General features: G+C 71.7%; 10 protein-coding genes and 1 pseudogene. 8 read left to right on the plus strand and 3 right to left on the minus strand.

Translation table 11 applies throughout. The annotated features are described in order from the left end of the window. Positions 1-102 precede the first annotated feature (102 nt). Entirely contained in the window at positions 103-4,392 is a 4,290-nt protein-coding gene (locus ABZ945_RS09680) for a LamG-like jellyroll fold domain-containing protein (protein ID WP_361266451.1), read from the minus strand. A 278-nt stretch (positions 4,393-4,670) separates the two neighbouring features. Between ABZ945_RS09680 and ABZ945_RS09685 the strand changes: the two genes are divergently transcribed. Then, a complete protein-coding gene (locus ABZ945_RS09685) occupies positions 4,671-6,515 on the plus strand; it encodes an ABC transporter ATP-binding protein (protein ID WP_361266453.1) in 1,845 nt (614 codons plus the stop codon). After that, positions 6,512-8,419 carry an ABC transporter ATP-binding protein gene (locus tag ABZ945_RS09690; protein ID WP_361266455.1) on the plus strand — a complete coding sequence of 636 codons (1,908 nt, stop codon included), beginning with the start codon at positions 6,512-6,514 and terminating at the stop codon, positions 8,417-8,419. Before ABZ945_RS09685 ends, ABZ945_RS09690 begins: the two co-directional genes overlap by 4 nt. A 17-nt stretch (positions 8,420-8,436) precedes the next feature. Here the strand turns inward: ABZ945_RS09690 and ABZ945_RS09695 are convergent, their stop codons facing one another. Further along, positions 8,437-9,678: an FAD-dependent monooxygenase gene (locus ABZ945_RS09695; protein WP_361266457.1), complete on the minus strand. Its 1,242-nt coding sequence runs from the start codon at positions 9,676-9,678 to the stop codon at positions 8,437-8,439. 80 nt (positions 9,679-9,758) lie between these two features. Here ABZ945_RS09695 and ABZ945_RS09700 point away from each other — a divergent pair, with 80 nt between their 5' ends. Continuing rightward, on the plus strand, positions 9,759-10,340 hold the full coding sequence (locus ABZ945_RS09700) for a TetR/AcrR family transcriptional regulator C-terminal domain-containing protein (protein ID WP_361266749.1): 582 nt from the start codon (positions 9,759-9,761) through the stop codon (positions 10,338-10,340). 437 nt (positions 10,341-10,777) lie between these two features. Further along, entirely contained in the window at positions 10,778-12,811 is a 2,034-nt protein-coding gene (locus tag ABZ945_RS09705; RefSeq protein ID WP_361266459.1) for a M4 family metallopeptidase, read from the plus strand. Positions 12,812-12,891: 80 nt separating this feature from the next. On the opposite strand, the gene ABZ945_RS09710 is transcribed toward ABZ945_RS09705, so the two are convergent. Next, the gene (locus tag ABZ945_RS09710; protein WP_361266461.1) at positions 12,892-15,528 is read right to left on the minus strand and encodes a glycosyltransferase family 1 protein; all 2,637 of its coding nucleotides are present in this window, start codon (positions 15,526-15,528) and stop codon (positions 12,892-12,894) included. Between the two features lie 610 nt (positions 15,529-16,138). On the opposite strand from ABZ945_RS09710, the gene ABZ945_RS09715 reads away from it, so the two are divergent. The 4 genes and pseudogenes from ABZ945_RS09715 to glgB all read left to right on the plus strand — a co-directional run bounded on the left by ABZ945_RS09715 (position 16,139) and on the right by glgB (position 24,162). Then, positions 16,139-18,133, plus strand: a complete 1,995-nt coding sequence (locus ABZ945_RS09715) for an alpha-1,4-glucan--maltose-1-phosphate maltosyltransferase (protein WP_361266463.1) — start codon at positions 16,139-16,141, stop codon at positions 18,131-18,133. Further along, a pseudogene (treS, locus tag ABZ945_RS09720) lies at positions 18,130-19,821 on the plus strand (maltose alpha-D-glucosyltransferase); the annotation flags it as partial. The gene ABZ945_RS09715 and the pseudogene treS, both read left to right, overlap by 4 nt. A gap of 501 nt (positions 19,822-20,322) precedes the next feature. After that, entirely contained in the window at positions 20,323-21,711 is a 1,389-nt protein-coding gene (locus ABZ945_RS09725) for a maltokinase (RefSeq protein ID WP_361266465.1), read from the plus strand. Positions 21,712-21,783: 72 nt separating this feature from the next. Beyond that, a complete protein-coding gene (gene glgB, locus ABZ945_RS09730; protein WP_361266467.1) occupies positions 21,784-24,162 on the plus strand; it encodes a 1,4-alpha-glucan branching enzyme in 2,379 nt (792 codons plus the stop codon). Positions 24,163-24,215: the final 53 nt, after the last annotated feature.

Below are 24,215 nucleotides of genomic sequence, written 5' to 3' on the forward strand. Positions count from 1 at the left end.
TTGTCGTGCGAGTCCGTCAGGGGTGTGCCGTCGACCGGCGACGGTTGCCCTGGGCCGTCGGACCGGCCCTGGACATCGGCGCCAGGGCCGGCGCGAAGGTGATCAGTCGTTGCCGGGGACAGTGGTCGGGGCATCCGGGACGCCGGCCGCGAGATGCGCGATGCCGTTCTCGCCGAGCGCGCCCTGGAAGGCCCAGACGTCCGATACGGAGCCCGACCAGTGCTCGCTCCCGATGGCCGAGCCGGCCTTGTTGCGGCCGATCTGGAGGCTGTGGACGGCCTTGAAGGTGATGACGTTCTCGGCTCGGGAGGCACGCTCCTCGCAGGCGGCGGCGTCCGCCTTGCCGTCGCCGTCGGCGTCGACGCAGGCCACTTCCTCCAACTCGCCGTTGACGTAGAGCCGCAGGTCGCGGGCGAAGCCGTCGTACACCAGGGCGAGGTGGGTCCACTCCTCGGGACCGTGGAACTGCCCGTTGTCGATCTGTGCGCCGGTGGAGGACGCCAGGTCCCCCTGAAGGGTGTTGATACGCCAACGGCCGCCGTCGGTCTCCGGGGTGGCGCTGGGCAGGTACCTCACCTCGAAGGCGTTCCTGTTGGTGCCCGGCGCGCTGATCAGGACGGCCGGCCGGGTCGGCACCGCCGCGGCCTGCGCGAAGGCCGCGACCGTGAAGCTGCCGGAGGTGTCGACGGGAACGGTGCCGGTAGCGGTGGCGGCGTAGTCGTCGACGCCGTCGAGGTCCAGGCCGCCGTCCACCCAGCCGGAGCCGAGCTTGGCCCCGTTGTGCAGCCCCAGACTCGCACCGGTGGCGGAGGCGTCCGGGGTGGTCGACGGGGAGCCCGAGGCCGTCGTGAACATCCAGCGCGCCTTGACGAGGGGGCGCTGCCGGAACAGCTGCTGCACCTCCTCCGTGGACACCGGCCGGTCGTACAGGCGTACGTCGTCGATCTGGCCGGGGAAGTACTGGATGAGGCGGCCGCCGTCGATGCTCAGCGCACCCACCTGGACCCGGCCGCCGGCGTACCAGGGAGCGGTCTGGGCGACGGTGCCCGCCTTGGCGCCGTTGACGTAGAGGGTGAGGGTCTCCTCCACCGCGTCATGGACGCCGACCAGATGCACCCACTCCCCCACCCGTGCGCTGGTGCCCTCGGGTTGCAGCGCCCGGATCTGGGTGGCGTTGGCGACATCGCCCGAGTACTGGGTGAAGCCCCAGCGGTTGGAGGTCTTGGAGTAGTAGAGCTCGAAGCCGGGCCGGTTGGCGCCGAGTTGCGCCACGACCGTGGCCGCCTGGGTCGGGACGCGGTCGAGCCGGGCCCAGGCCGAGGTGGTGAAGGAGCGCTGGGTGTCGGCGTGCGGGGCCGTGGTGTGGGCGTAGTCGCCGTCACCGTCGAGCTTCAGTGCCTTGCCCGCGGCGCCGGGAGTGCCGAGCTGTGCGTCGCCGGCGAGCTTCAGTGGCTGGGCGTCGGCACGGCCGACCACTTCGGCGGCACCGGCCGGCTCGTCCATCGGGAAGACCGCGCGGGCGGTCCGCCCGTTGCCCATCGGCTCCAGGCGGTGCAGCTGGCCGACCTCGGTGGCGCTCACGGGCTTGTCGAAGATCCGCAGTTCGTCGATGGTGCCGGGGAAGTGGTTGGTCACCTGGCCGTTGAGGTTGGCCGCACCGATCTGGAGGCCGCGGCGGGCGTCCCAGGCAGTGGTGTACGGCGTGGATCCGGCCAGCGCCCCGTTGACGTACAGCAGCAGCTGCTTGTCACCGCCGCTGTAGACGCCCACCAGATGCGTCCAGGTGTTCGCGCCCACGCCGCCTGCCTGAGGTGCCATCGCCCGGACGATGGGGGCGTTGGGGGTGTCGGCGGCGTACTGGTTGAAGACCCACCGGTTGTAGCCGAGGGAGTAGTACAGCTCGAATCCCGGGGAGTGGTTGCCCGGCTGCGCGGCGACCACCGCGGCGTCGGTGGGCATCTTGTCGAGCTTGACCCAGGCGGAGACGCTGAAGCCGTTGGCGGTGTTGACGGTCGGGATGTCGGTGGCGGCGTATCCGTTGATGCCGTTCACATGGAGCGCTGCCCCCTGCTTGCCCGCCGCTCCGGTGGTGGCGCCGCCGTACAGCGTGGCGGGACGCGATCCGGACGAGCCTTCGGCCTGTACGGCGCCGGCGCCCTCGTTCAGCTCCCAGACGGCGCGCTCCGGTTGCCCCGCCTTCACGCGGAAGCGGTAGGTGCGGATCTCACCGGCGTTCCCGGCCTGGTCGAAGGCCCGGGCGGTGACGAAGCTCAGTCCGGGCTTGGCCGGCAGCAGCCGGAGGGTCTTCGCGGCGCCCGCGGACGTCGTGAGCGAGTTCTGGGATGTCGGATCGCCGTTGATCCCGTACCAGTACCTGGTGACGTCGCCGTCGGCGGCCTTGAGGGTGAAGGTGCCGTACTTGCCGACCCCGTCGTGCCAGGGGTCGTCCGGGTTCTCGGGGTCGGAGGCCGGATAGTCCCCGGAGGAGATGGCGGGTGCTCTCGGCACCGTCGAGTCGTAGCTGAAGTAGCAGCCGGTCGAACTGCCCGAGGACGACCAGGGCGAATGCTGGGCCCCGTCGTAGCTGCGGACGAACCAGCTGACCTGCTTGCTCTGCGGCACGGAGGACGGCAGGTTGATGGCGAAGTCGGAACCCGACTTCTTGTAGGAGGTCCGGGCCGGCTTCCAGCGGGTGATCATTCCCTTGCCGTCACCGGTGTCCCACTGGGCTTCGAACTCCACCGCGACGGTGTCGCCGTCGGGATCGGTGACGTCATTGGCGTAGATCTTCCCCAGGGTGCGCACACGCGCCGCGTCCGCCGGCTTCTTGCAGGTCCCGCCGTACTCCATCGTGAGCTGGGACATCTTGATCTGCCTCGGGGCCTGGTTGTACTTCACCCGCAGATACGCCTTGTCCGAGAACCGCTTCCAGGCGTAGCCGTCCGACTCGCTGGCCGCCCGCAGCCCGAACGTCATCGTCGACAGCTTGCTGTTGGCGGCCGACTGCACGGCCGCCTTGATGTCGAATTCGGCGTCCCTGGCGGCGCAACCCGTGAAGCCGTAGGCGAACGGTACGGACGCCAGCTCCTTCACCCAGAAGCCGGAGGCGTTCTGGCTGTTCCAGGTGGTGGACGAGGAGATGCCCTTGGTCTGCCACAGCTCCACCGAGCGGGCGGAGCACGAGGCGGACCAGGTGTTACGCACCACGAACTCCGCCGACAGGATCGACTTGCCCGCGAAGGCCGAGACCGGGATCTGGTAGAAGAGGCGCTTGGTGTCGTGCGGGGCGCAGTAGGACCAGTCGCAGTACCCCAGCCCGGCGTCCGGGTCGCCGTTGAACTTCCACTGCGGCGAGGACGCCCAGTACTTGGACGCCATGGTCCAGGCGGTGTTGCGCGGAGCGGACACCTGAGGGTCGATGTAGACCGGGTAGGTGGTGTCGCTCCCTCGCAGGATGTCGGCGTCCGGCCTGAGCACCAGCTCCTTCTGCCCGGCCGGCACTTCCACACCGACCGGGGCGAGCTTGCCCGACTCCCCCGCTCCCGGCTCGCCGTCGAGGTCCGACGCCGCCGCAGGCGCCTTGGCCGCCGCGCCCTTGCCGGCCTGCTTCGGTCCTGTGGCGGCGCCACCCGAACCGGGGCTGGAGTCCCACATCAGCGGCTTCGGAGCCTCGAACACCGTTCCCTGCGCGCCGATGTCGACCGCTCGCAGGCCGCCCTGCTCCGTCACCTGGACGTCCAGTTTCTCCGCGGACAGCTTCAGCCGGAGTTCGGCCAGCTCGGGGCTCGCCGCGGCCTGGGCCGTCTTCACCACCAGGAGTTGGGTGTAGCCGTCCTCCTGAGCGGTCATCCGCAGGTCCACGTCCGGGAGTACGGAGGCGTACGTGGCCACGGGACCGTCAAGCCGCGGCTTGGGGAGCGGCGCGGGCCAGGACAGGCTCAGCACCCGGCCGGCGCGTTCCATGCGCACCAGCGGCGCATCCGCTCCGCCACCGGAGAACTCCAGCTCCACCGTTGACGCCACCGGAGAGACGGTTCCCTCCGGCAAGGTGGTCAGATCGGTGTCGACACGCCTCCAGGCGCCGTCGACACGCGTCCACACGGGGCGAAGGTGCTCACGAGCCTCCAGCTCACCGTCCGGTGTCGCGAAGACCTCACGGGTTTGGCCGCGCAGGGCCGTGATCTCGACCGGCTTGCCCGTGCGCACCGCCTCGGCCCGCGCCGCCGCCTCGGAAGGATCCGCGGGAGTGGTCGCCGATCGGAGGCCGGAGGCCGAGGTCGTCGTGGTCGCAGGCGTCGCGTGACCGGTGGCAGCCGGTGCGGCCCCGAGGAGCAGGGACACACCCAGCAGCACTCCGGCAGCTCGGTTTCGACTCCGGCACCGAGTCCGCATCTCCGCCACACCCCGTTCACGAACGATCCACAGTCGCCTCACAGGAACAACAACCAACACGCTGAGGGAGGGAAGTTCAACGGAGAGCAAACGGACATGTGCGCATCAATGACAGAAGCCTCCTGTGATGATCACCACACCCCACAGGCCTTTGCCGACTCGTCAGATGCCCGGCTTCCCCCGCTCCGGGGGACCTTCCGATGACTTCGGGCCCGGCCCCCCGCCCCGGCCGAAAACCACATGAGGCCTGTCAGTCGCAAACCGTAGGCTCGGTGCTGATGGCCACCTCACACTCCCCCACCGCGCCCAAGACCGCCAAGCGGTCCGCCGTCCGTTCACTGCTGCGGCTGTGGCCGTATCTCCGCCCGGTGCGGGCGCGGATCGGCATCGCGGCGGTGGTCGCGGTGGCGGCCTCGCTGCTCAGCCTGGTCATTCCGCTGGTGCTCAAGTGGCTGGTGGACGGGCCGGTGGCGGACGGGGATCCGGGCGGGGTCTGGCTGGGCGCGCTGGCGGTGCTGGTGCTGGGCATCGCCGAGGCGCTGCTGTTCGGGTTGCGCCGATGGCTGGTGGCCCGGCCGCTGGCGGCGGTCGAGGCGTCGATGCGGGGTGCGCTGTACGCGCGGTTGCAGCGGCTGCCGATCGCGTTCCACGACCGCTGGGCGTCGGGGCAGTTGCTGTCCCGGGCGACCACCGATCTCGCGCTGATCCGGCTGTTCTTCGCCTTCCCCATGACGTTCCTGTTCGTCAACGGGGTGACGATCCTGATCGGTTGCGTCCTGCTGCTGGCGCAGGACTGGGTGCTGGGTGTGGTGGTGCTGCTGCCGGCGGTGCCGCTGGTCATCGCCTCGTCGATGTTCGAGACCCGGTACTCGACGGTGGCGCGCCGGGCGCAGGACCAGGTGGGCGATCTGACCACGCTGGTGGAGGAGAGCGTCCTCGGCATCCGGGTGATCAAGGGCTTCGGCCGCCACCGCAGCCAGGCCGAGACGTTCCGGGCGCTGGCCGGGCGGCTGCGGGGGACGGAGCTGCGCAAGGCCAGGCTGCTGGCCTGGATCTGGACGATCATCACTTTGATCCCCGAGCTGGCGATCGGCGCGGCCCTGGTGCTGGGCTCGCTGCGGGTGGCCGACGGCGGGCTGTCGGCCGGCACCCTGGTGGCGTTCCTGTCCCTCGCCCTGGCACTGCGCTGGCCGGTGGAGTCGATGGGCTTCCTGCTGGCGATCAGTCAGGACACGGCGACCGCGGCGGACCGCTTCTTCGAGGTGATGGACGAGCCGGAGGAGGACGCCGGGGACGCGGCGGCCAAGGCCCGGGCGGCCGAGGGAGGAAGGACGGACGGCGGCGGGCTGCGGTTCGACAACGTCGTCTTCCGCTATCCGGACGCCCCGGCGGACGCCCCACCGGTGCTGGCCGGAGTCGATCTGCACATCCGGCCGGGCGAGACCATGGCGCTGGTCGGGGCGACCGGCTCGGGCAAGACCACGCTGACCGCGCTGGTGCCCCGGCTGCACGAGGTGTCCGGCGGGCGGGTGCTGCTGGACGGCGAGGACATCACCGCGATGGACCGGGAGCGGCTGCGCTCCCTGGTGGCGGTGGCCTTCGAGGAGCCCACGCTCTTCTCGGCGACCGTCGCGGAGAACGTGCTGATGGGCGCGGGCGAGGACGCGGGCGAGGTGGAGTTGCGGCGGGCGCTGGAGGTGGCGCAGGCCGGTTTCGTCCACGATCTGCCGCAGGGTGCCGCGACCGAGGTCGGTGAGCAGGGGCTGAGCCTGTCGGGCGGTCAGCGGCAGCGCCTCGCGCTGGCCCGGGCGGTGGTGGGCAAGCCGTCCTTCCTGGTGCTGGACGATCCGCTGTCGGCGCTGGACGTGCACACCGAGGCGCTGGTGGAGGCCGCGCTGCGGGAGGTGCTGCGGGACACCACCGCGCTGGTGGTGGCGCACCGCCCGTCCACCGTGCTGCTGGCCGACCGCGTGGCGCTGCTCTCCGGCGGCCGGATCACGGCGGTCGGCACCCACCAGGAGCTGCTGCGGGAGAGCGTGGAGTACGCCTGGCTGATGTCGGGCGCGGAGTCGGCGGACGCGGCCGAGGCCGCCGGCGGGGTGCGGACGGAGGGCGTGCGATGACGGATACGACGACGGGGCCGGGGCCGGGTACGGATACGGGTGCGGGCGCCGGGGTGGTGGACGAGCAAGTGGTCCGGCCGGCCGACCCCGCCCAGGCCCAGACCCCCGGTGACGACTTCGACCGAGACGAGCTGCCCGTGGCCAAGGGGGCGACCGGCCGGCTGCTGCGGTCGCTGCTGGCCCCGCGCCGCCGCTGGGTGGCGCTGTCCGCGCTGCTCCTGCTGATTCAGCAGGGCGCGGTGCAGGCGGGGCCACTGCTGGTGGCGTACGCCATCGACCGGGCCGTACCGGCGCTGCGGGCCGACGACAGCGGGCCGCTGGTGCTGGTGGCGGTCGGCTTCGCGCTCTGCGCGGTGGCGGGCGCCGGGTTCCACTACGCCTTCATCCGGGCCGCCGCCCGGGTCAGCCAGGATGTACTGCTGGACCTGCGCGGGCGGATCTTCCGGCACGCCCAGGCGCTGAGCGTGGACTTCCACGAGCGCTACACCTCCGGGCGGCTGATCTCCCGCTCGACCGCGGACGTGGAGTCGCTGCGCGAGCTGCTGGCCGAAGGACTCCAGGAACTCCTGGGCGTGGTCCTGTCGTTCGCCTATATCTCGGCCATGCTGCTCTGGCTGGACCTGGGGATCGGCGCGGTCGCGGTGGCCTCCTTCATCCCGCTGTATCTGCTGGTGCAGCTGTACCGGCGGCGGGCCGAGGTGGCGTTCAGCGCCCGCTCGACGGCGATCGCCTCGGTCATCGTGCGGCTGGCGGAGACGGTCAACGGGATCCGGCCGGTGAAGGCGTTCCGCCGGGAGCGCGCCGACCAGGAGCGCTTCGGACGGCTGAACCAGGGCCATGAGCGGCGCAACGGGGACGCCATCCTGGAGATGGCCCGCTATGTGGTCGGTTCCCGGCTGACCGCCAACACCGCGGTGGCCGGGATGGTGCTGTGGGGCGCCTGGCGGGTCGCGGACGGCACCCTGGCGCTCGGGGTGCTGGCGGCGGCGGTGCTCTACATCCGCCGGCTGTACGACCCGATCGACCGGCTGGGGATGTTCCTCAACTCCTGGGAGTCGGCGGCGGCCTCGCTGGCCAAGATCGCCGGCCTGCTGGCCCAGACGCCCTCCGTGCCGGAGCCTGCCTCGCCGCGCGAGTTGCCGCCCCTCCCGGCCGAGGCCCCCGGCCGCGAGATCGTCTTCGAGGCCGCCAGCTTCGCGTACCGCACCGGCGGGGAGGTGCTGCCCCGCTTCGGTCTGACCGTCCCGGCCGGCCAGACGGTGGCCGTGGTCGGCTCCACCGGTGCCGGCAAGTCCACGCTGGCGAAGCTGCTGGCCCGCTTCTACGACCCGTCCGGCGGGCGGGTGCTGCTGGACGGCGTGGACCTGCGGGACCTGTCGGTGCCCGAACTGCGGCGCGGGGTGGTGATGGTGACCCAGGAGGCGTTCCTGTTCTCCGGCACGGTCGCCGAGAACATCGCCATCGGCCGGCCCGACGCCACCCGCGAGGAGATCGAACGGGCCGCCAAGGCCATCGGCGCGCACGACTTCATCGTCTCCCTCCCGGACGGCTACGACACCGACGTACGCAAACGGGGCGGCCGCATCTCCGCAGGCCAGCGCCAACTGGTCGCCTTCGCCCGGGCCCTGCTCGCCGACCCCGGGGTGCTGATCCTGGACGAGGCGACCAGCTCCCTGGACATCCCCGGCGAGCGGGCGGTGCAGCGGGCCATGAACACCGTGCTGCACGGCCGCACCGCCCTGGTGATCGCCCACCGCCTCTCCACCGTGGAGATCGCCGACCGGGTGCTGGTGATGGAGCACGGCCGCATCGTCGAGGACGGCTCCCCCGCCGACCTCATTGCCGCCGCCGACGGCCGCTTCGCCGGGCTGCACCGCGCCTGGCGGGAGAGCGTGGTGGGCTGACGCGGTGCCGTGAGGGCTCAGGCGGCGTCGGTGTAGGCGGGGAGCTGCCAGTCGCCGCCGCGGTCCTCCCTCGACATGCGCGCGAACAGGTCGGGGATGCGCAGGAAGCAGGCCAGCGCGGTGACGTCCTGGAACGCGGCGATGGCGTGCTTGTTCATCGGCATGCCCATCCGCAGGACGCGCGGGTTCACCCCGCCCTGGATCTCGTCGACGAACGGGCGCAGAACGCGCTCGTAGTTCGCCAGCGCGGCCGGCAGGTCGCCCGGGCTGCGGTTGATCTCCCCGGCCAGGACGTAGGCGCCCACCAGGCCGCCGGAGATCCCCATGCCGCTGTAGGGGGAGGCGCAGTGCGCGGCGTCCCCGGCCAGGACCACCCGGCCCGTGGACCAGCTGTCGATGCGCACCTGGGCGATCTCCTGGGAGTAGAAGAACGGGCTGTCCTCCATGCCCTCGACGAACCGCTCGGTCTGCCAGCCGGCGTCCCGGAACCGCTCGGCCCAGAACTTCTGCTGCTGCTCGATCGGAGCGCGATGGATCGCGGAGGCTTCCGCCGACTCCTCGCGCATGACGAAGTACACCTGCGTCTCGGTGGAATTGTGGCTGCGCCGCATGATCTGCCGGCCACCCGGGACCATGCAGGTGTCGCGGATGTCGGTGTCGGAGGCGATGCGCGGCACGAACCAGTACGCCATGTGGATGCCCACCCGCCAGAACGGGTCGACGCCCTCGGGCAGCAGCGCCCGGCGGGTGCGCGAGCCCTGCCCGTCGGCGCCGATCAACAGGTCGCACTCGCCCGAGGTCCCGTCCGAGAAGTGCGCGGTGACCGTGTCGGAGTGCTGGTCGAAGCCATCGACGCTCTTGCCGAAGACGTATTCGGCGTCGCCCTTCGTCGCCTCGTGCAGGATGCGCACCAGGTCACCGCGCATGATCTCGTACTCCGAGGTCAGCGTCTGACGGCCCTTGCCGGAGGTGTTGGCCATGATCGTCGCCTTCGGCCTCCCGCGGGAGTCGACGAACGCCACCCCGGCCTCGTCCACCAGGTGACCGCGCACCTCCTGAAGCAGCCCCATCCGCTTCACCGCGTCGATGCCCTGCCCGCGCAGGTCCACCTGCGCCCCTGAGGCGCGCAGCACCGGGAACCGCTCGACGACCGTCACCGCGTGACCGCCGCGGGTGAGCCAGAAGGCCAGCGCCTGCCCCGCGACGCCACCGCCGGCCACCAGGATCCGCAGCGGCCGCTTCGCGATCTTGTTCGCCATGATCTCCGACCCCAAAATCTATCGGCGATTGATTCCTTTCCACGATCTTCTATCACCGATAGATTGTCAATGTGACCAAGATGAACCGCGAGACCGTCGTCACCGAGGCCCTGGACCTGCTGGACGACGTGGGCCTGGAGTCCGTCAGCACTCGGCGGCTGGCCAGACGCCTGGGGGTGGAGCAGCCGTCGCTCTACTACCACTTCAGGACCAAGAAGGACCTGCTGGCCGCGATGGCTGAGGCGGCCATGGCCCCGCACGCCCACGCGCCGTTGCCGCAACCCGAGGACGACTGGCGCACCTGGTTCCTGGACAACTCCCGCAGCTTCCGCCAGACCCTGCTGCTGCGCCGCGACGGCGCCCGCCTGCACGCCGGCAGCACCCCGATCGGCGACCTGGACCGCATCCGCCGCAAGATGGCCTTCCTGGTCTCCTCCGGCGTGCCCGAGCAGCAGGCGCAGATGGCGATGCTGGCCGCCGGCCGCTTCACCATCGGCTGCGTGCTGGAGGAGCAGGCCGACGCGGACACACCGGACGCCGACCACCTGCCGGACGACGTTCCCGCGCTCGATCACGAGGCGGCGTTCGAGGCGGGCCTCGCACTCATCCTCGGCGGCCTGGACCAGCACACCGCCCGATGCGGCGCCGCAGCCGTGCGCTGACCACCACCCGGCCGCGCCGGGAGGCCTGGGCGATTGGAGGCCGCCCGGAACGTGTACTTCCGGGTGCGGGATCCGGCCAGCTGTGGGGGTGCGGAACGATCACCTCCGAGGGGGTGTGGTAGCGGGCGGGGAAGGCGGTCGGTGCGGCGGAGGGGCCTGGAGTGACGGGTGACGTGGTGTCGGGGCCGGGCGGGCGGCCACACCGCTGAAACGTTCGCTTAACGAACACGAGGCTGCGGGCAACGGACGACTTTTGGCCAAGTTCTTGACGCGCTCCTGACAGGGATGGTCGACGGCTGCCACTCTTTCGCCGTTCCACGCACCACCCGTTCGACCCGCGTTCGCCTGTTCGTCCACGGGTCGTCGAACGGGTCCGCTCCGCCCGGGCCGGCCACCCCAGCCGCGCTCGGTAACCCCCCTCGCACGAAGGAGTCCGCGTGAGACCCACGCCAAGCCGTCGCGCCACCGCGACGGGCGCTCTGATCGCCGCCGCGGCCATGCTCGCCGTCGGTGTCCAGACCGGATCCGCCACCGCCGAGGCGCCCCAGGCCGCGCCGAAGGCACAGGTCGCCGGCAACGCCGACCCGGGCGCGCTGCCCGCCGTCCTCTCGCCGGCCCAGCGCGCCGCGCTGCTCAAGGCCGCCGACGCCGGCAAGGCGGAGACGGCCAAGGAGCTGAAGCTCGGAGCCCAGGAGAAGCTGGTGGTCCGGGACGTGGTCCAGGACCGCGACGGCACCACCCACACCCGCTACGAGCGGACCTACGCCGGGCTCCCGGTGCTCGGTGGCGACCTGGTCGTCAGCGAGACCAAGGCCGGCCGCACCGAGGGCGTCTCCAAGGCGTCCCGGGCCGAGCTGAAGAACGTCGACACCACCGCGGACATCGCCCCGGCGGCCGCCGAGAAGCAGGCCGTGGGCGCCGCCAAGGCGGAGGGCTCCAAGGCCAAGGAGGCCACCCAGGCCCCGCGCAAGGTGGTCTGGCTGGCCCAGGGCAAGCCGGTGCTGGCGTACGAGACCGTGGTCGGTGGCCTCCAGCACGACGGCACCCCGAACGAGCTGCACGTGGTCACCGACGCGGCCACCGGCGCCAAGCTGTTCGAGTGGCAGGGCGTGCACGAGGGCACCGGCAACACCCAGTACAGCGGCCAGGTCACCCTGGGGACGAGCGGCAGCGGCTCCTCGTTCAACCTGACCGACACCGGGCGCGGCAACCACAAGACGTACAACCTCAACCGGGGCACCTCCGGCACCGGGACGCTGTTCTCCGGCCCGGACGACGTCTGGGGCGACGGCACCCCGCAGAACGCGGAGACCGCCGGCGCGGACGCCCACTACGGTGCGGCCGTCACCTGGGACTACTACAAGAACGTGCACGGCCGCTCCGGCATCCGCGGTGACGGCGTCGGCGCGTACTCCCGGGTCCACTACGGCAACAACTACGTCAACGCGTTCTGGCAGGACAGCTGCTTCTGCATGACGTACGGCGACGGCTCGGGCAACACCAAGCCGCTGACCTCGATCGACGTGGCCGCGCACGAGATGACGCACGGCGTCACCTCGGTCACCGCCAAGCTGGTCTACAGCGGCGAGTCCGGCGGCCTCAACGAGGCGACCTCGGACATCTTCGCCGCCGCGGTCGAGTTCAACGCCAACAACGCCCAGGACAAGGGCGACTACCTGGTCGGCGAGAAGATCGACATCCGCGGCAACGGCACCCCGCTGCGCTACATGGACAAGCCGAGCAAGGACGGCTCGTCCAAGGACGCCTGGTACTCGGGCATCGGCAACATCGACGTCCACTACTCCTCCGGCCCGGCGAACCACTGGTTCTACCTGCTCTCCGAGGGCAGCGGCGCCAAGACCATCAACGGCGTCAACTACGACTCGCCGACCTCCGACGGCCTGCCCGTCACCGGCATCGGCCGCGACAAGGCGGCGCTGATCTGGTACAAGGCGCTGACCACCAAGTTCAACTCCACCACCAACTACGCGGGCGCCCGTACCGGCACCGTCGCGGTCGCCACCGAGCTGTACGGCGCGGGCAGCGCCGAGGTGAAGGCCGTGGAGAGCGCCTGGGCCGGCATCGCGGTCGGCGGCCGCCCCGGCGGCGGCGACCCGGGCGGCAAGGTCTTCGAGAACTCCGCGGACGTGTCCATCCCGGACAACGGCGCGGCGGTCACCTCGGCGGTCAACGTCACCGGCATCGCGGGCAACGCGCCCGCCGCCCTCAAGGTGGACGTGGACATCGTCCACACCTGGCGCGGTGACCTGGTCGTGGACCTGGTGGCGCCGGACGGCTCGGTCTACAACCTGAAGCCGTACAGCTCCTCCGACTCGGCGGACAACGTGAAGGCCACCTACACGGTGAACGCCTCCAGCGAGGTCGCCAACGGCTCCTGGAAGCTCCGCGTCCAGGACAAGGCCGCGCAGGACACCGGCTACATCAACAACTTCAAGCTGACTTTCCCGTAAGCCGTACGGGAACGGATGCCAAGCGAGCCGCCCGGGGACCTGGTCCCCGGGCGGCTCGCCCGTTTCCACGACGGATCGCGTCAGCGCATCAGCACGCCCGCGCCCTCCCCGGTCGCCTCGGTCGGCAGGGCGACCAGGCCGAGGTCGGCGCCCGCGGGCAGCAGGCGGTGGGTGGGCAGTATCCGGACGGTGTAGCCGAACGGGCCGGTACGGTCCAGGGTGAGCGGGCCCTCGTAGACCCAGCGGCCCTGCTGGTCGGGGCCGCCGGCCGGCTTCAGCGGGACGCTCTGGGCGTCGGCCAGCCGGTCGCTGGTGTCGACCCGGCCGGCGACCGCCTGCACCTCCACGTCCTCGGGGGTCAGCACCCCGAGCGCGACCCGGACCCGGAGGTTCAGCACCGCGCCCAGCTCGGCCACCCCGGACGCCTCGTCCACCTCGACATGGTCCACCGCGACCTGCGGCCAGGCGGTGCGCACCCGGGTCTTCCAGGCGGCCAGTTCGGCGGCTCCGGGGACGTCCAGCGCACGGTGGGCGTGCGCGGCCGGGGCGTACAGCTTCTCCACGTACTCCCGTACCATCCGCCCCGCGAGCACCTTCGGCCCCAGGTCGGCGAGGGTGTGGCGGACCATCTCGATCCACCGCTCGGGCAGCCCGTCGGCGTCCCGGTCGTAGAAGCGGGGCGCCACCCGCTGCTCGATCAGCTCGTAGAGGGCGCCTGCCTCCAGGTCGTCCCGGCGGTCCTCGTCCAGCCCGTGGCCGTCGGCGGTGGGGATGGCCCAGCCGAAGTCGGGCTGGAACCACTCGTCCCACCAGCCGTCCAGCACCGAGAGGTTGAGGCAGCCGTTGAGCGCGGCCTTCATCCCGGAGGTGCCGCAGGCCTCCAGCGGGCGCAGCGGGTTGTTCAGCCAGACGTCGCAGCCCGGGTAGAGCTTCTGCGCCATGCCCATGCCGTAGTCGGGCAGGAAGACGATCCGGTGGCGCACCCTCGGGTCGTCGGAGAAGCGGACCAGCTCGCGGACCAGCCGCTTGCCGCCGTCGTCGGCGGGGTGGGCCTTGCCGGCGACCACGATCTGCACCGGGCGGTCGGGGTCCAGGAGGAGCCGGGTGAGGCGCTCGCGGTCGCGCAGCATCAGGGTGAGCCGCTTGTAGGAGGGGACGCGGCGGGCGAAGCCGATGGTGAGCACGTCGGGGTCGAGCACCCCGTCGATCCAGCCGAGTTCGGCGGAGCCGGCGCCGCGTTCGCGCCAGGAGGCGCGCAGCCGGGTGCGGACCTCGGCGACCAGCTGCGCGCGCAGGTCGCGGCGCAGCTCCCAGATGTCGGCGCCGGGGATGTCGGTGACCGAGTCCCAGCGCAGCGAGCCGCCGACGCTCAGGGCCTCCTCGGCGCGTTCGGCGCCGATCTGCCGGGCGCCGAGCGCCCGCACCTCGGGCGCCACCCAGGTGGGGGCGTGCACGCCGTTGGTGATGGAGGTGATGGGCACCTCCTCGGGGTCGAATCCGGGCCAGAGGCCGGCGAACATCTCCCGGCTGACCGCGCCGTGCAGGGTGGAGACGCCGTTGGCGCGCTGGGCCAGCCGCAGGCCCATCACGGCCATGTTGAAGACGTTGGGGTCGCCGCCGGGGTAGGTCTCGCGGCCGAGGGAGAGGATCCGGTCGGTGTCGACGGCGGGCAGTTCGGCGCCCTCGCCGAAGTGCCGGGCGACCAGATGGCGGTCGAAGCGGTCGATTCCGGCCGGGACCGGGGTGTGGGTGGTGAAGACGGTGCCGGCCCGCACCGCCTCCAGCGCGGCGTCGAACTCGGTTCCGTCCTGCTGGAGTTCGCGGATGCGTTCGAGGCCGAGGAAGCCGGCGTGGCCCTCGTTGGTGTGGAACACCTCGGGGGCGGCGTGACCGGTGAGGGCGCAGTACGCCCGTACGGCCCGGACACCTCCTATCCCCAGCAGCATCTCCTGCAGAAGCCGGTGCTCGCTGCCGCCGCCGTAGAGGCGGTCGGTGACGTCCCGCTCGTTGGGGCCGTTCTCCTCCACGTCGGAGTCGAGCATCAGCAGCGGGACCCGGCCGACCCGGGCGACCCAGATATGGGCGTACAGGCTGCGTCCGCCGGGCAGCGCGAGGTGGACCCGGACGGGGGTATCGTCGGGCTGCCGGAGCAGGGTGACGGGCAGCTCGTTGGGGTCGAGCAGCGGGTAGTGCTCCTGCTGCCAGCCGTCCCGGGAGAGGGACTGGCGGAAGTAGCCGTGGCGGTAGAGCAGGCCGACGCCGATCAGCGGGACGCCGAGGTCGGAGGCGGACTTGAGGTGGTCGCCGGCGAGGATGCCGAGGCCGCCGGAGTACTGCGGCAGTGCGGCGGTGACGCCGAACTCGGGCGAGAAGTAGGCGATGGCCGCGGGCAGCTCGGCCGCCTCGCCGCCGCCGGAGGACTGCCGCTGGTACCAGCGGTCGCCGCTCAGGTAGTCGTCGAGGTCGGCGGAGGCGGCGGTGAGCCGGGCCAGGAACTGCTCGTCGCGGGCGAGTTCGGTGAGCCGCCCGGCCGGGACGGAGCCGAGCACCCGGACCGGGTCGCCGCCGGCGGCGCGCCAGCCGTCCGGATCGACGGACCGGAACAGCTCGCGGGTCTCGGGGTGCCAGGACCAGCGCAGGTTGCGTGCGAGGTCGCTGAGCGGTCGGAGGGGTTCGGGGAGGACGGGGCGCACGGTGAATCGACGGATTGCCTTCACGTGTTCCACCTTCGCAGGACAGGTACGGATCCGGGTGGACGCACCACGCTGTGCGTCCGCCTTCACCCCCCGCACGGTAGTCGGCGGTGGTCCGCCGGGGCCACGGCGCACTGGGCGGCACGCGCCCGCCGAATGACGGGGCGGCAGGTGGACGCCCTGCCGGGCCGCGGTCGCGGCGGTGCGGACACGTACAGCCGAGGGGCGCGACCACCGGCGGATCCGGCGGCTGACGGCGTGTCGGCCACCGGGCGGGGACGGTGGCCGGTTCCGTACGGGCCGGTCGGGTGGACCGCCACCGGGTCGGTCGTGCGCACGCCGTCCGGCAGGGAGCATCTCCGGTAGCCCCGCCGCTCACCTGAACGCCACTGGACACACCCGAGCGCGAACCGGTGGGTGAACTCCACCCGAACGGGGCTGGTTATCGCCCCTCCGTATCAGCCAAAAGAGTTAACAAATCACCGTGTTGAACATCCGGAAGGTATGGGAAGGCTCAACCGGTACCCGCCCACCCGAGTGAACGCGGCCGGGGGCACCCCTGCCGGCGACGTCCCCCTTGTCAACGGAGCGGCTACAAAGAGCGCTACCCCGCAAGCAACCACCAGGTGATGCCGTGAACCCGCAGATCGGTCGCATTCCCGTCCTCGACGTCTCCCCGCTGGTCGACTGCGGGAGAAGGCCCGCCAAGGCGGTGGCGGGCGAGACCTTCCAGATCACCGCCACCGTGTTCCGTGAAGGGCACGACGAGGTGGCCGCCAATGTCGTCCTGACCGACCCCTCGGGGCGGCCGGGCCCGTTCACCCCGATGCGCGAGCTGGCGCCGGGCACCGACAGATGGGGTGCCGAGGTCACCCCGGACGGCGAGGGGCGGTGGACCTACGCGGTGGAGGCGTGGAGCGATCCGCTCGCCACCTGGCGCCACCACGCCGCCATCAAGGTCCCGGCCGGGATCGACACCGAGCTGGTGCTGACCGAGGGCGCCGCGCTGCACGAGCGGGCCGCCGAGGGCGTACCGAAGAGCGAGGGCCGGGAGGCCGTGCTCGCCGTGGTGGACGCCCTGCGGGACGCCCGGCTGGCACCGAGGGAGCGGCTGGCGGCCGCGTACGCGCCGGAGGCGGTGGCGGCGCTCGCCGCCCACCCGCTGCGCGAACTGGTCACCTCTTCGCGCCCGTTGCCGCTCCAGGTGGAGCGGGAGCGGGCGCTTTTCGGTTCCTGGTACGAGTTCTTCCCGCGCTCCGAGGGGGCCCGCGAGCAGGACGGGCGGCTGGTTTCGGGCAACTTCCGCACCGCCGCCGAGCGGCTGCCCGCGGTGGCCGCGATGGGCTTCGACGTGGTCTATCTGCCGCCCATCCACCCCATCGGCAGCAGCCACCGCAAGGGCCGCAACAACACCCTCACCCCGGGCCCGGACGACCCGGGGGTGCCGTGGGCGATCGGCTCGGCGGAGGGCGGCCATGACGCCGTCCACCCGGAGCTGGGCACCATCGAGGACTTTGACGCCTTCGTGGCCCGGGCCCGGGAGCTGCGCCTGGAGGTGGCGCTGGACTTCGCGCTCCAGTGCTCCCCGGACCACCCCTGGGTGGCCAAGCGGCCCGCCTGGTTCCACCACCGGGCGGACGGCTCCATCGCGTACGCGGAGAACCCGCCGAAGAAGTACCAGGACATCTACCCCATCGCCTTCGACCAGGACCTGCGCGGCATCGTCCGGGAGACGCTGCGGGTGCTGCGGTACTGGATGGCGCACGGGGTGCGGATCTTCCGGGTGGACAACCCGCACACCAAGCCGGTGGTCTTCTGGGAGAAGGTCATCGCGGCGGTGAACAAGAGCGACCCGGACGTGATCTTCCTGGCCGAGGCGTTCACCCGGCCCGCGATGATGCGGACCCTGGCGGCGGTCGGCTTCCAGCAGTCGTACACCTACTTCACCTGGCGCAACAGCAAGCAGGAGCTCACCGAGTACCTGACCGAGCTGTCCCGGGAGACGGCCGCCTATATGCGGCCCAACTTCTTCGTGAACACGCCCGACATCCTCCCGGGCTACCTCCAGCACGGCGGGCGCAACGCCTTCATGGTGCGCGCGGTGCTGGCCGCCACGATGTCCCCGACCTGGGGCATGTACGCCGGCTACGAGCTGTGCGAGAACACGCCGCTGAAGCAGGGCGGTGAGGAGTACCTCGACTCGGAGAAGTACGAGATCAAGGTGCGGGACTGGGAGGCGGCCGAGCGCGAGGGGCGCACCATCACCCCGCTGGTCACCGACCTCAACCGGATCCGCCGGCGCAACGCCGCGCTGCGGCAGCTGCGTTCGGTCCACTTCCACCACGCCGACAACGACGCCGTCATCGCGTTCAGCAAGCGTTCGGGCTCGAACATTGTTCTGACGGTCGTCAACCTCGACCCGCGCCATACCCAGGAGGCGACGGTGTCGTTGGACATGCCGGAGCTCGGCCTCGACTGGCACGAGTCCGTGCCGGTGCGCGACGAGCTCACCGGCGAGACCTATCACTGGGGCAGGGCCAACTACGTGCGCCTAGAGCCGGGCGTCACGCCCGCGCACGTGCTCGTCCTGCGACCGTCCCCGCCGATCGGAGGGTCACCCACATCATGATCGTCAACGAGCCCGTCCACGACACCTTCGAGGACACGCCCGCCAAGGACCGGGATCCCGACTGGTTCAAGCGCGCCGTCTTCTACGAGGTACTGGTCCGCTCCTTCCAGGACAGCAACGGCGACGGCGTCGGCGACCTGAAGGGGATCACCGCCAAACTGGACTATCTGCAATGGCTCGGGGTCGACTGCCTCTGGCTGCCGCCGTTCTTCAAGTCCCCGCTACGAGACGGCGGTTACGACGTCTCCGACTACACCTCGGTGCTTCCCGAGTTCGGCGACCTGGCCGACTTCGTGGAGTTCGTGGACGCCGCCCACCAACGCGGCATGCGGGTGATCATCGACTTCGTGATGAACCACACCAGCGACCAGCACCCGTGGTTCCAGGAGTCGCGCAACAACCCCGAGGGCCCCTACGGCGACTACTACGTCTGGGCCGACGACGACAAGCAGTACCAGGACGCGCGGATCATCTTCGTCGACACCGAGACGTCCAACTGGACCTTCGACCCGGTGCGCAAGCAGTACTACTGGCACCGGTTCTTCTCCCACCAGCCGGACCTCAACTACGAGAACCCGGCCGTGCAGGCGGAGATCATGTCCGCGCTGCGGTTCTGGCTGGACCTGGGCATCGACGGCTTCCGGCTGGACGCGGTGCCGTACCTGTACCAGGTGGAGGGCACCAACTGCGAGAACCTCCCGGCCACCCACACCTTCCTCAAGCAGGTCCGCAAGGAGATCGACGCGGCCTACCCGGACACCGTGCTGCTGGCCGAGGCCAACCAGTGGCCGGAGGACGTCGTCGACTACTTCGGCGACTTCGCCTCCGGCGGCGACGAGTGCCATATGGCGTTCCACTTCCCGGTGATGCCGCGCATCTTCATGGCGGTCCGCCGGGAGTCCCGCTACCCGGTCTCCGAGATCCTGGCCAAGACCCCGGCGATCCCGGCGGGCTGCCAGTGGGGCATCTTCCTGCGCAACCACGACGAGCTGACCCTGGAGATGGTCACCGACGAGGAGCGCGACTACATGTACGCGGAGTACGCCAAGGATCCGCGGATGCGCGCCAACATCGGCATCCGGCGGCGCCTGGCGCCCCTCCTCGACAACGACCGCAACCAGATCGAGCTCTTCACCGCGCTGCTGCTGTCCCTGCCCGGCTCGCCCGTCCTGTACTACGGCGACGAGATCGGGATGGGTGACAACATCTGGCTCGGCGACCGGGACGCGGTGCGCACCCCGATGCAGTGGACCCCGGACCGGAACGCGGGCTTCTCCTCCTGCGACCCGGGCCGGCTCTATCTGCCGACGATCATGGACCCGGTCTTCGGCTACCAGGTGACCAATGTGGAGGCCTCCATGGCCTCCCCGTCGTCGCTGCTGCACTGGACGCGCCGGATGATCGAGATCCGCAAGCAGAACCCGGCCTTCGGCCTCGGCTCGTACAACGAGCTGCCGTCGTCCAACCCGGCCGTCCTCGCCTTCCTCCGGGAGTACGGCGACGACCTGGTGATGTGCGTCCACAACTTCTCGCGCTTCCCCCAGCCCACCGAGCTGGACCTGAGCGAGTTCAACGGGATGCACCCGGTGGAGCTGATCGGCGGGGTGCGCTTCCCGGCCATCGGCGAGCTGCCGTATCTGCTCACCCTGGCGGGCCACGGCTTCTACTGGTTCCGGCTGCGCAAGGACACCGTGAAGAAGACCGCCACCGGCCGGAAGGTCACCGGGGCCGGGGCGGCGCTGCCGCCGGGCCCGGTGCCGCCGACCCCGGGTGTCCCGCCGGTCGGGGCGGCCCCGGGCGCCGCCGCCTCCCCGGGCGCGGCCCCGGCGGCGGCCACCCAGCGGCCCCCAGGCCCCTCGGGTTCCCCCGGCTCCCCCGGCTCCCCCGATGAGGCGGTCACCCCGCTGCGCAAGCCGGCGTAGCCCGTTCGGCCGAGCCCGGTGCCCCTTCCGGAGGGGAGTGGCACCGGGCCGTCAACTCGGCGCCTACCGCCACCCGATGGGGGTAGGAGGAGGGCGGGGCGTACGCACGCAGGGCCCCCGGCTCGCTTTCCTGCATACGTCGATTCGGGTCTATCTGGACTGTCCCCCGCCCGACACGTCCCGCACATCCGGACAGCAATCGCCGCATTCCGGGACACTCGGCACGTTCTGTGCATTTCGTAGTGCCCGGGGAAAGGACGCGCTGCCATGTCGGAGACCGCATCCACCGCCCGGGCCCCGGTCGCCCTGCTCCCCTCCCTCGTCCCGCTGCTCCATGAGTGGCTGCCGCGCCAGCGCTGGTTCGCCGGCAAGGGGCGGCCGGTGACCGGCTTCCAGCTGGTGTCGGCGACCGAGCTGCTGCCGGTCGACACCGCCGGACCCGGCCTGGTGCATCTGCTGGTACGGGTACAGCAGCCGGGGCCGTCCGGCGGCGCCCAGGGCGACTGCTACCAGCTGCTGCTGGGCGTACGCACCCAGCTGCCGCCGGCGCTCGCGCACGCCCGGATCGGGCCGGTCGCGGACGGGCCGCTGGCCGGGCGGATGGTGTACGAGGGGCTGAGCGATCCGCGCCTCGCGGCCCTGCTGATGGAACGATTGCGCACCCCCGGCCCGCTGGGTCCGCTGCGGTTCGCCCGCACCGCCGCCATCCCCGACGGACTCGCCCCCCGGGTGCTGGACGCCGAGCAGTCCAACTCCTCGCTGGTGTACGGCGACACCTACATTCTGAAGGTGTTCCGCCGGGTCTGGGCGGGCGCCAACCCGGATCTGGAGCTGCCGCTGGCGCTGGCCCGGGCCGGCTGCGGACGGGTGCCGGCGCCGGTCGCCTGGTACGAGACGGGGGGCGGCGGCCGGGGCGGCGAGGCCAGCACCCTGGGCGTCCTCCAGCCCTTCCTGCGCGGCTCCCAGGACGGCTGGAAGCTGGCGCTGGACGCGCTCGCCTCGGGCCGGGAGTTCACCGAGGAGGCCCATGCGCTGGGCCGGGCCACCGCCGAGGTGCACACCGCGCTGGCCGCCGCGCTGCCCACGGTCGCCCTCGGCCGCCCGGCCACCGAGCACCTGGTGGAGGGGATGAACCGCCGGCTGGACGCGGCGGCCCAGGCGGTGCCCGCGCTGATGCCGTACGTGCCCGGGCTGCGGGCCGCCTTCGACGCGGTCGGCGACTGCACCGAGGACGACCTCGCCTGCCGGGCCCAGCGCGTCCACGGCGACCTCCACCTGGGGCAGGCCCTGCGCTCCCCGGACGGCCAGTGGTCGGTGATCGACTTCGAGGGGGAGCCCGCGAAGCCGCTCGCCGAACGGCGCCGCGAGCAGCCGCCGGTACGGGACGTGGCCGGGATGCTGCGCTCCTTCGACTATGCGGCCGCCTCGCACTCCGCTGCGAAACCCGAGTGGGCCGAGCGGTGCCGGGACGCCTACTGCTCCGGCTACGCGGAGGCCTCCGGCTCCGATCCCAGGTCCGCACCGGCGCTGCTGCGGGCCTATGAGACGGACAAGGCGGTGTACGAGGTGCTGTACGAGGCACGGCACCGCCCCGACTGGCTGCCGGTGCCGATGGCGGCGATCCGCCGGCTGGCCGGGCAGACCGCCCACCCCTGACCGGCCGCACCCGCACCCCTGCGAACCGAGCATCCACGAATGAGAAGACGCCCCTGAAGGAGGCACTTCCCCGTGACCCCCCGTCGCCCCACCCGCAATCCCGCTCCCCCGGCCGAGCAGCCCGCCAAGGGCGCCGAGGCCGCGCCGCCCCGGTCGGCGCCGGCCAAGCAGCCGCCCGCCAAGGGGCCGGTGGCGTCGGACGCGAAGGCCCCGCTGCCCCAGTCCGCGCCACTGACCGCGCCGCCCGCCCAGGCCCCGCCCCAGCCCCGTAGCAGCGCCGAGTCCACCGCCCCGGCGCCCCGGCTCGACGGCGCCGACCGGGGGCGGCTGCTGGCCGGCGAGCACCATGACCCGCACGGGGTGCTCGGCGCCCACCCGGTGTCCGGCGGGCTCGCGGTGCGGGTGCTGCGCCCGCACGCGGTGGGCGTGGCCGTGGTGGCGGACGGCCGCCGCACCGAGCTGCACGACGAGGGCGACGGCCTGTTCTCGGCGGTGCTGCCGGACCTCACCTCCGTACCCGAATATCGGCTGCACATCGCGTACCCGGACGGGCAGACGGTCGAGGCCGACGACCCGTACCGCTTCCTGCCGGCCCTCGGCGAGCTGGACCTTCATCTGATCGGGGAGGGCCGGCACGAGGAGCTGTGGAAGGCGCTGGGCGCCGAGCCGATGGTCCACCAGGGCGTGGCCGGCACCCGGTTCACCGTCTGGGCGCCCAACGCGCGGGGCGTGCGCCTGGTCGGCGCCTTCAACTACTGGGACGGGGCGAGCGGGCTGCCGCTGCGCTCGCTGGGCTCCACCGGGGTGTGGGAGCTGTTCGTGCCCGGCCTGGGCGAGGGCGAGCTGTACAAGTTCGAGGTGGTCGGCCCGGATGGCGGCCGCTCGCTGCGCGCCGACCCGATGGCCCGGCGCACCCAGTGCCCCCCGGAGACCGCCTCCATCGTCACCGCCTCGCACTACAGCTGGCAGGACGAGGAGTGGATGGCGCACCGCGGCGACCGCCCCGTCCACCAGGCCCCGTTCTCGGTCTACGAGCTCCATCTGCCGTCCTGGCGACCCGGGTTGACCTACCGCGAGCTGGCCGAGGAGCTGCCCGCGTACGTCAAGCGGCTGGGCTTCACCCATGTCGAGCTGATGCCGGTCTCCGAGCACCCCTTCACCCCGTCCTGGGGCTACCAGGTCACCTCCTACTACGCGCCCACGGCCCGGCTGGGCTCCCCGGACGACTTCCGCTTCCTGGTGGACGCCCTGCACCGGGCGGGCATCGGGGTGATCGTGGACTGGGTGCCCGCGCACTTCCCCAAGGACGACTGGGCGCTGGCACGGTTCGACGGCACCCCGCTCTACGAGCACCCCGACCCGCGCCGAGCCGAGCACCCCGACTGGGGGACGCTGGAGTTCGACTACGGCCGTACCGAGGTGCGCAACTTCCTGGTCGCCAACGCGGTCTACTGGTGCCAGGAGTTCCACATCGACGGGCTGCGGGTGGACGCGGTCGCCTCCATGCTCTACCTGGACTACTCGCGCGAGGCCGGCGAGTGGCTGCCCAACGAGCACGGCGGCCGGGAGAACTACGACGCGGTCGGCTTCCTCCAGGAGATGAACGCCACCGTCTACCGCCGCTGCCCCGGTGTGGTCACCATCGCCGAGGAGTCCACCGCCTGGGAGGGCGTGACCCGTCCCACCGACTCCGGCGGCCTGGGCTTCGGCCTGAAGTGGAACATGGGCTGGATGCACGACTCCCTGGTCTACGTCTCCAAGGAGCCGGTGCACCGCAAGCACCACCACAACGAGATGACCTTCTCGATGGTGTACGCCTACAGCGAGAACTACGTGCTGCCGATCTCGCACGACGAGGTGGTGCACGGCAAGAGCTCGCTGGTCACCAAGATGCCGGGCGACTGGTGGCAGCGGCGCGCCAACCAGCGCGCCTACCTGGGCTATATGTGGGCTCACCCCGGCAAGCAACTGCTGTTCATGGGCCAGGAGTTCGCCCAGGGCGCCGAATGGTCCGAGGCGCACGGCCCCGAGTGGTTCCTCACCTCCGACGACTACCACTCGGCCGGCGACCACCGCGGGATGCAGGCCCTGGTGGCCGAACTGAACCGCGTCTACGCGGCCACCCCGCCGCTCTGGGAGCGGGACACCGACCCGCGCGGCTTCCAGTGGTCGCTGGGCGACGGCGCCGAGGACAACGTCTTCGCCTTCCTGCGGTACGACACCCAGGGCGCCCCGCTGCTGGCGGTCAGCAACTTCTGCCCGGTGGTGCGCGAGGAGTTCCGGCTCTGGGTGCCGGAGGACGCGGCCGCGCAGTGGGTGGAGGTACTCAACACCGACGAGGAGCGGTTCGGCGGCAGCGGGGTGCGCAACCCGGAGCCGGTGAAGACCGAGGGCGACGGCATCCGGCTGACGCTCCCGCCGCTGGCGACGGTGTGGCTGCGGCCGGCGTGAGCTGACGGCCCCGGCGAAGGGGGGCGGTGGCCGGCGAGACCGGTCACCGCCCC

Origin of the sequence: Streptomyces sp. NPDC046887, assembly GCF_040644755.1 — a bacterium.
GTDB lineage: Bacteria > Actinomycetota > Actinomycetes > Streptomycetales > Streptomycetaceae > Streptomyces > Streptomyces lichenis.

What these genes read in the sequence shown, in the direction of transcription:
- ABZ945_RS09700 (WP_361266749.1), top strand. Translation starts at nt 9,759, where the DNA reads ATGAACCGCGAGACCGTCGTCACCGAGGCCCTGGACCTGCTGGACGAC.
- ABZ945_RS09690 (WP_361266455.1), top strand. Translation starts at nt 6,512, where the DNA reads ATGACGGATACGACGACGGGGCCGGGGCCGGGTACGGATACGGGTGCG.
- ABZ945_RS09680 (WP_361266451.1), bottom strand. Translation starts at nt 4,392, where the DNA reads ATGCGGACTCGGTGCCGGAGTCGAAACCGAGCTGCCGGAGTGCTGCTG.
- ABZ945_RS09695 (WP_361266457.1), bottom strand. Translation starts at nt 9,678, where the DNA reads ATGGCGAACAAGATCGCGAAGCGGCCGCTGCGGATCCTGGTGGCCGGC.
- ABZ945_RS09685 (WP_361266453.1), top strand. Translation starts at nt 4,671, where the DNA reads ATGGCCACCTCACACTCCCCCACCGCGCCCAAGACCGCCAAGCGGTCC.
- ABZ945_RS09725 (WP_361266465.1), top strand. Translation starts at nt 20,323, where the DNA reads ATGTCGGAGACCGCATCCACCGCCCGGGCCCCGGTCGCCCTGCTCCCC.